Origin of the sequence: Fictibacillus norfolkensis (assembly GCF_014836645.1) — a bacterium.
Taxonomy (GTDB): domain Bacteria; phylum Bacillota; class Bacilli; order Bacillales; family Fictibacillaceae; genus Fictibacillus; species Fictibacillus norfolkensis.
The window spans coordinates 67,223-73,555 of record NZ_JACSQM010000012.1; the positions used below are offsets into that span (position 1 = coordinate 67,223).

General features: G+C 39.1%; 9 protein-coding genes. 6 read left to right on the forward strand and 3 right to left on the reverse strand.

The window, feature by feature from the left end; all coding sequences use genetic code 11:
* Positions 1-25: 25 nt before the first annotated feature.
* Entirely contained in the window at positions 26-460 is a 435-nt protein-coding gene (locus H9648_RS18755) for a YlbF/YmcA family competence regulator (protein ID WP_144700970.1), read from the forward strand.
* A gap of 2 nt (positions 461-462) precedes the next feature.
* On the opposite strand, the gene H9648_RS18760 is transcribed toward H9648_RS18755, so the two are convergent.
* Entirely contained in the window at positions 463-783 is a 321-nt protein-coding gene (locus H9648_RS18760; protein ID WP_191755284.1) for a hypothetical protein, read from the reverse strand.
* 71 nt (positions 784-854) lie between these two features.
* Here H9648_RS18760 and H9648_RS18765 point away from each other — a divergent pair, with 71 nt between their 5' ends.
* Positions 855-1,130, forward strand: coding sequence for a YlbG family protein (locus tag H9648_RS18765; protein ID WP_066245799.1), 276 nt, complete (start codon positions 855-857; stop codon positions 1,128-1,130).
* Positions 1,131-1,182: 52 nt separating this feature from the next.
* On the opposite strand, the gene H9648_RS18770 is transcribed toward H9648_RS18765, so the two are convergent.
* The gene (locus H9648_RS18770) at positions 1,183-1,560 is read right to left on the reverse strand and encodes a DUF7147 family protein (RefSeq protein WP_191755295.1); all 378 of its coding nucleotides are present in this window, start codon (positions 1,558-1,560) and stop codon (positions 1,183-1,185) included.
* Positions 1,561-1,897: 337 nt separating this feature from the next.
* Between H9648_RS18770 and rsmD the strand changes: the two genes are divergently transcribed.
* Together rsmD and coaD are read left to right on the forward strand one after the other, a co-directional pair.
* Positions 1,898-2,452, forward strand: a complete 555-nt coding sequence (gene rsmD / locus H9648_RS18775; protein WP_191755296.1) for a 16S rRNA (guanine(966)-N(2))-methyltransferase RsmD — start codon at positions 1,898-1,900, stop codon at positions 2,450-2,452.
* 22 nt (positions 2,453-2,474) lie between these two features.
* Entirely contained in the window at positions 2,475-2,963 is a 489-nt protein-coding gene (gene coaD, locus H9648_RS18780; RefSeq protein WP_066393400.1) for a pantetheine-phosphate adenylyltransferase, read from the forward strand.
* Here the strand turns inward: coaD and ylbJ are convergent.
* Positions 2,960-4,177 (reverse strand): sporulation integral membrane protein YlbJ, encoded by a 1,218-nt coding sequence (gene ylbJ / locus H9648_RS18785; protein WP_191755285.1) that lies wholly within the window; start codon positions 4,175-4,177, stop codon positions 2,960-2,962. The genes coaD and ylbJ overlap by 4 nt on opposite strands.
* Positions 4,178-4,302: 125 nt before the next feature.
* Between ylbJ and H9648_RS18790 the strand changes: the two genes are divergently transcribed.
* Positions 4,303-5,097 (forward strand): patatin-like phospholipase family protein, encoded by a 795-nt coding sequence (locus tag H9648_RS18790; protein WP_191755286.1) that lies wholly within the window; start codon positions 4,303-4,305, stop codon positions 5,095-5,097.
* Positions 5,087-6,130, forward strand: a complete 1,044-nt coding sequence (locus tag H9648_RS18795) for a SepM family pheromone-processing serine protease (protein ID WP_191755287.1) — start codon at positions 5,087-5,089, stop codon at positions 6,128-6,130. Before H9648_RS18790 ends, H9648_RS18795 begins: the two co-directional genes overlap by 11 nt.
* Positions 6,131-6,333: the final 203 nt, after the last annotated feature.

Below are 6,333 nucleotides of genomic sequence, written 5' to 3' on the forward strand. Positions count from 1 at the left end.
TCATACCTAAAGGGAGGTGTGACGTATGAGTTTAGACCAAAGTGTATTGCTGGAAGAATCTCTAGCATTAGCAGAGATGGTTGCCGATTCCAGTGTTGCAATAGCATATAGAGAGTCAAAATATAATCTAGAGCAAGATGTAGAAGCACAGAAAATGATTGCTCGTTTCGCCAAGATGAAAGAACAGTATGAAGAAGTACAGCGTTTTGGTAAATATCATCCTGATTTTCATACCGTTTCAACACAAGTTCGTACACTTAAACGAGAGCTTGATTTCCATGAAAACATTGCTCAATTTAAGAAAGCAGAAAAAGAACTTGAGAATTTATTGATGGAGTGCAGCAAAATCATTGCATACAGTGTATCTGAACAGATTAAAGTTCCAACGGGCAATCCTTTCTTTGACGAGAGCTCTTGCAGTGGTGGATGCGGTTCTGGTGGATCTTGCGGCTGTGCTTAAATTCAGTTTTTAAACCGAATGCAATCAAAGCATAAATTACCACAGCAGAACATTTTTTCTTGCGGAACTAAAAAACGCATTCGGTACACATGAAGATTTTCTTCTGATCTTACAAATGTAAGGTTCAATGTTAGCCGTTTCCCTTTCATAGCTTTTACGGCATGTTTCTTTACAGAATCAGTTGTGTGATCGATTGAAAACTGCGAAGAAACCGTTACATATATGAAAGGGATACCGGCCATCATTTTTCTTTCAACATGAATGATCATAGGATCTTGTTTCATACGATCTATAAACTGTTCCCAAATGTTGTTTAAGTCCAATCTACATCACTTCCTATTAAGGAGTATTCATTTTATTTGTTCAATTTAAGTATATAAAAGGGGCTTTAATTATGATAGGTAATCGTCGTGGGCTATCTGTTTTTCTTCATTCATTAAAGTTTTCAAAACAGTTAAGGCGTTATGGAAATGTTCATTATGTCTCTAGAAGGTTAAAGTATGCTGTTTTGTACTGTGATGGAAACAAAATAGACGAAATAGCAGCAAAGCTGGAATCCTTACATTTTGTTAAAGAAGTAAAAAGATCTCATAAACAAGAGATCAAGACAGAATATGAAAGTAAAATCGTTGATAAAGCAAAAGAGTATGATTATAAGATGGGGATTTAAAAGACAGGCCGCTAATAAAAATAGCTGCCTGTTTTCTTTTTGCTATTTTTCACTAAGATAATGGCGGAATCAAATAGTTTAAACGAAGAATCCCAGTTAGATAGTGAAAAAAGAGTTCTGTTTCAGCAAAATCTGTTGATGGCTTTACATCAAATGTAATCACTTCTTTATTTAATTGTTCGGCTTTTGCCTCAAATAGATCAATTCGTTTCGAAGGATAGGGTACTCCTTCTCTACAAATGTATAGTGGCTGAAATTTCCCTTCAGAAGCAGGGTGTAGTACGGCAACTAGTGACGCGTACATTTTATCTTCTTTTTTAACTTTAAGGCACAATAACTGCGAGATACGCTCTTTGTTCGTTTCCATGATCTCAAGGAGTTCATAAAGATCTGAATACCCTTCTCCAAGCTCAATAAATCGTTGAATCATCATTCAATCCCCTTTCTATAAAACAATGTAGCACAATCATCTATCTGCTTAAAGGCTTTTAAGCATGAAAAAAAACCTGCAGCAAAAACTGCAGGTTGCCTTTAAAACAAAATCACTTCTGTTCAAAGGCGATGGGAGAGGAGAAACCGGATGAAGAACTTATGGGGAGTAAGTCTTCTCCGCGGTTGGCAACAACATCGTTCGTTGATGTTGTTATAAATAGTATGACCGCATTTAATTTGCCTTATACTTATAAGAAAAAGATTTGATGTTTGATTACAGGAATACTTGTGATAGGATAAGTAAGGGAAAACGGATAAAGAATTGAGTGAAGAACGTGAGAGTAATAGCTGGAGAATGTAAGGGAAGACCACTTAAAGCAGTACCAGGAACGAACACAAGACCAACAACTGATAAGATCAAAGAATCCATCTTTAACATGATCGGTCCTTTCTTTGATGGAGGTACGGGTCTTGATTTATATGGTGGAAGTGGTGGCTTAGGTCTCGAAGCATTAAGCCGAGGCATGGAGCATTTCATTTTCATTGACAAGGATCAAAAAGCGATACATACGATCAAAGAGAATATTAAACAATGCAACTACGAAGACAACACAGAAGTCTTTCGGAATGATGCGAAAAGAGCATTGAAAGCGCTTCACAAAAGAGGGATGCAATTCGATATGATATTCCTTGATCCTCCTTATGCGAAGCAGATGTTGTTAAAGGATATGGAGGAGATTGATAAACTTGAACTTCTATCTCCAGAAGGAAGTATAGTGACTGAACATGGTACAGATGTAACACTACCTGAGGAGATCGGAAACTTTTATCAGGTCAGACAGGAAACATACGGAAAAACAACCACAATAACGATCTACAAACGTGATTAACATAAAGTATGAGGTGAAAAAAATGCCAACAACTGCAGTCTGTCCTGGTAGCTTTGATCCCGTAACTCGTGGTCATCTGGACATTATTAAACGTGGAGCAACAGTATTTGATGAAGTAATTGTAGTAGTAGCAAATAATCAAAGTAAAGACCCTTTGTTCACAGTTGATGAGAGAATCGTACTCTTAAAGGAAGTTACGAAACAATTTCCCAACGTAAAAGTAGACTCGTTTAACGGTCTGTTGATTGATTATGTAAAGAATATCGGAGCAAATGTTATTCTTAGAGGACTTCGTGCAGTATCAGATTTTGAATACGAGATGAAAATTGCTTCGATCAACAAAAAATTAGATGATGAAGTTGAAACATTCTTTATGATGACAAACAATCAATATTCTTTCCTTAGCTCGAGCATCGTTAAAGAAGCAGCAAAGTATCATGCGAACGTTTCAGATCTTGTTCCTGAAGTTGTAGAAGAAGCATTAAAAGAAAAATACAACAGCCCCCGTTAAGTGCGGAGGCTGTTTTTTTTCATAAGGTTTCTGTTCCATATTAAAATTGAAAGGATTAAGAATCCAAGTGTTACATAATGGCTGTGCATGAGTGCGTACATACCGAACTCACTAATATGGACGGTTTTCTCAGTAAGAAATGCAAATGCTGGAGCAGTAGTACTTTTAACGTGATACAAATAAGGGAATACTAAAAGACAAATGAGCGCTGATAAAAACCCATGAAGTATTCTTGCAAAAAAGAATGGCTTGAACTTAATATCAGTGTCTGCAAGGATACTAGCCACCTGTGCTTGTACGGAAAAACCGCTAAAAGCTAATATAAAACTTACGATCACGGCTTGTTGTAAGATGGACGATTGAGCGAGACTCGTTAAGTTGCTGCCTAACGTGATCTCAAAGATTCCTTTAATGAGAGGAAGACTTAATTGTTCAGATAGCGAAAGCGCGATAAAAAAATAATTAATCAATCTTGAAAGCAGTTCTGCTACGTGAAGAAGATCCATCATCTTACTTAGTACAGAAAAGAGAATAATGAACCCACCGATCATAAGAAGTGTTTTTGTAGATTGCTGCACGGCATCTCCAAGAAGCTGCCCGATGGGGCGATTATCTGCTAACCTAGCTTCATGCATATGTTTAAACGCGTTGGTCAGTCCCTTTCCTCTATAGCGTATTTCCTTTTCAACAGGTTCTTTTTTCCAACCGTGGAACCTCATGATCAGCCCAACGAAAAAATTGCCCAAATAGTGACTTACTGCGAGAACGATGCCAAGAGCTGCGTTATGAAAAAAACCCACTGCAATTGCGCTGAACATGAACAATGGGTTTGAACAATTCGTAAAAGACACGAGGCGTTCAGCTTCTAGAGTCGTGATCTGTTTTTGGTGCCATAATCGTGCTGTTAGCTTTGCCCCAGCAGGGAATCCTGAAGAAATACCCATCGCCCAAACGAAACCTCCTGCACCGGGCACACGGAAAAGCGGTCTCATTAAAGGCTCGAATAATACACCTATTAGATGTACGACACCAAACCCCATTAATACCTCTGATAGTATAAAAAAGGGCATCAGGGATGGGAAAACAACGTCCCACCACATCTTCAACCCGTTGACGGATGCCATATATGTTTCTTTTGGGTATATGATTATGGATATTGCTATGATAATAGCAGATGCTGATAATAGAAGTGTTTTGAAATAGGCTTTGTTCATAAGGGGAGTGCTCCTCTCACATAATTCCACAATACTTACTTGTCCTCATCCTTATTTATACGTATAGCCTTACTCTTTAGACCATATGTTAAAAAAAGACGGTGCTTCTAAAGGAGGAGCAAAGGATGAAAGAACCGAAAATCGGACTTGCTCTAGGATCTGGTGGTGCTAGAGGATTTGCTCATCTTGGTGTTGTTAAAGCAATAAGAGATGCTGGGATTCCTATAGACATGGTAGCTGGGAGCAGCATGGGAGCTTTGGTCGGTGCGATGGTAAGTATGGGTCACAGCGATGAAAATCTTTACCGTATGGCAACGCTCTTTAAGCGTAAATATTATATGGATTACACGGTTCCTAAGATGGGGTTTATTACAGGGAAGAAAATCAAAGAACTCGTAAGGCTTCTCACAAAACAAAAACATATTGAACAAACGGAAATTCCGTTAGCGATCGTGGCAACTGATCTACTGCTAGGAGAAAAAGTGGTATTTAGAACAGGTCCTATTGCAGATGCAGTTCGTGCTAGCATCTCGATTCCCGGCATATTAGTTCCTGAAAAAATAAACGGAAAACTTTTAGTGGACGGTGGAGTCATCGACCGTGTACCTGTTTCTGTGGCAAGAGAGATGGGAGCAGACCTCGTAATCGCAGTAGATATCTCTCATTTTAAAGCCGAACTTCAGGTTTCATCAATTTTTGATGTTATCATCCAAAGCATTGATATCATGCAGCGCGAAATGGTGCGCTGGCACGAGATTTCAGCAGATATCATGATCCGTCCAATGGTTGAGCAGTTTAGTTCTACAGCATTTAAGGATGTAAATGATATAATTGCTATAGGAGAAGAAGCAGGAAGAAAACAGATACCTAAAATCTTAGAGAAGATCAACAACTGGAAGGAGTCTATGCATGACCACTGAAAAAACAACGAAACGAAGAAACTTTTTCTCGCAAAATAAATTCATCATCCTTTTTTTGCTGGTGTTTGCTTTTATAGCATTCTATCCACTTCCTTACTACATTACCTCTCCCGGGGATGCCAGAGTATTAGATCCCATCATTAGCGTAGAGGGAGGAGACGACGATAAGGGAGTGTTCATGCTGACAACCGTTTCGGTAGGTACAGCAAACATTCCGCAATACATATGGGCAAAGCTGAGTGATTATCGTGAAGTCATCCCTGCTGATCAGATCAGAGGAGAAGATGAGACGGATGAAGAATACAACCAAAGACAACTTCAGATGATGGAAGATTCACAGCATGCTGCAACGATTGTTGCCTACCAAGAGGCAGGAAAGAAAGTAGACATTGAATATCATGGTGTTTATGTTACGGGAATAATGCCGGGTATGCCGGCAGAAAAGAAGTTAAAAGTTGGAGATAAGATTATTGCTGTTGACCGTAATCCGGTTATGGAAACAAAGAAACTCCTTGATACGCTCGCTCCTAAGAAAGCAGGAGATGCAGTAGACTTAACTATATTACGCGGCGATAAAAAACTGAATGTGAATTTAAATATTGAAGAGTTTCCAAAGAAATATATTCAAGATCAAGGACCAAAAGCGGGTCTTGGCATCACTTCTCCTGTAGCAGATGTATCGATCGTAACAGATCCGAAAGTGAAGATTGATACCTCACAGATCGGAGGACCATCAGCTGGGTTGATGTTCACATTAGAAATTATGGATCAGCTAACACCAGATGATCTTACACATGGAAAGAAGATCGCAGGAACCGGTACGATGGACCTTCAAAAGAAAGTAGGACCAATCGGCGGTATACAGCAAAAGATCGTTGCAGCTGATGAAGCAGGTGCCGAAATTTTCTTTGCCCCTGTTGATGGAGATAACTATAGTGATGCGGTGAAGGCTCAAAAAGATATAGGCTCTAAAATGAAGATCGTTCCGGTTAAAACGCTGAACGATGCACTGGATTATTTGAAAAAATTGTAGAGAAAAAGGATGAAGAAGCCACTTTTAGCTTCTGCATCCTTTTTTAGCTCGTAGGAGCGGCTGTTAAGCACGCTCCGACGAGCGCCATATCAAAAATACGAGCGCCATATCAAAAATACGAGCGCCATATCAAAAATACGAGCGCCATATCAAAAATACGAGCGCCATATGAAAAATACGAGCGCCATATGAAAAATACGAGC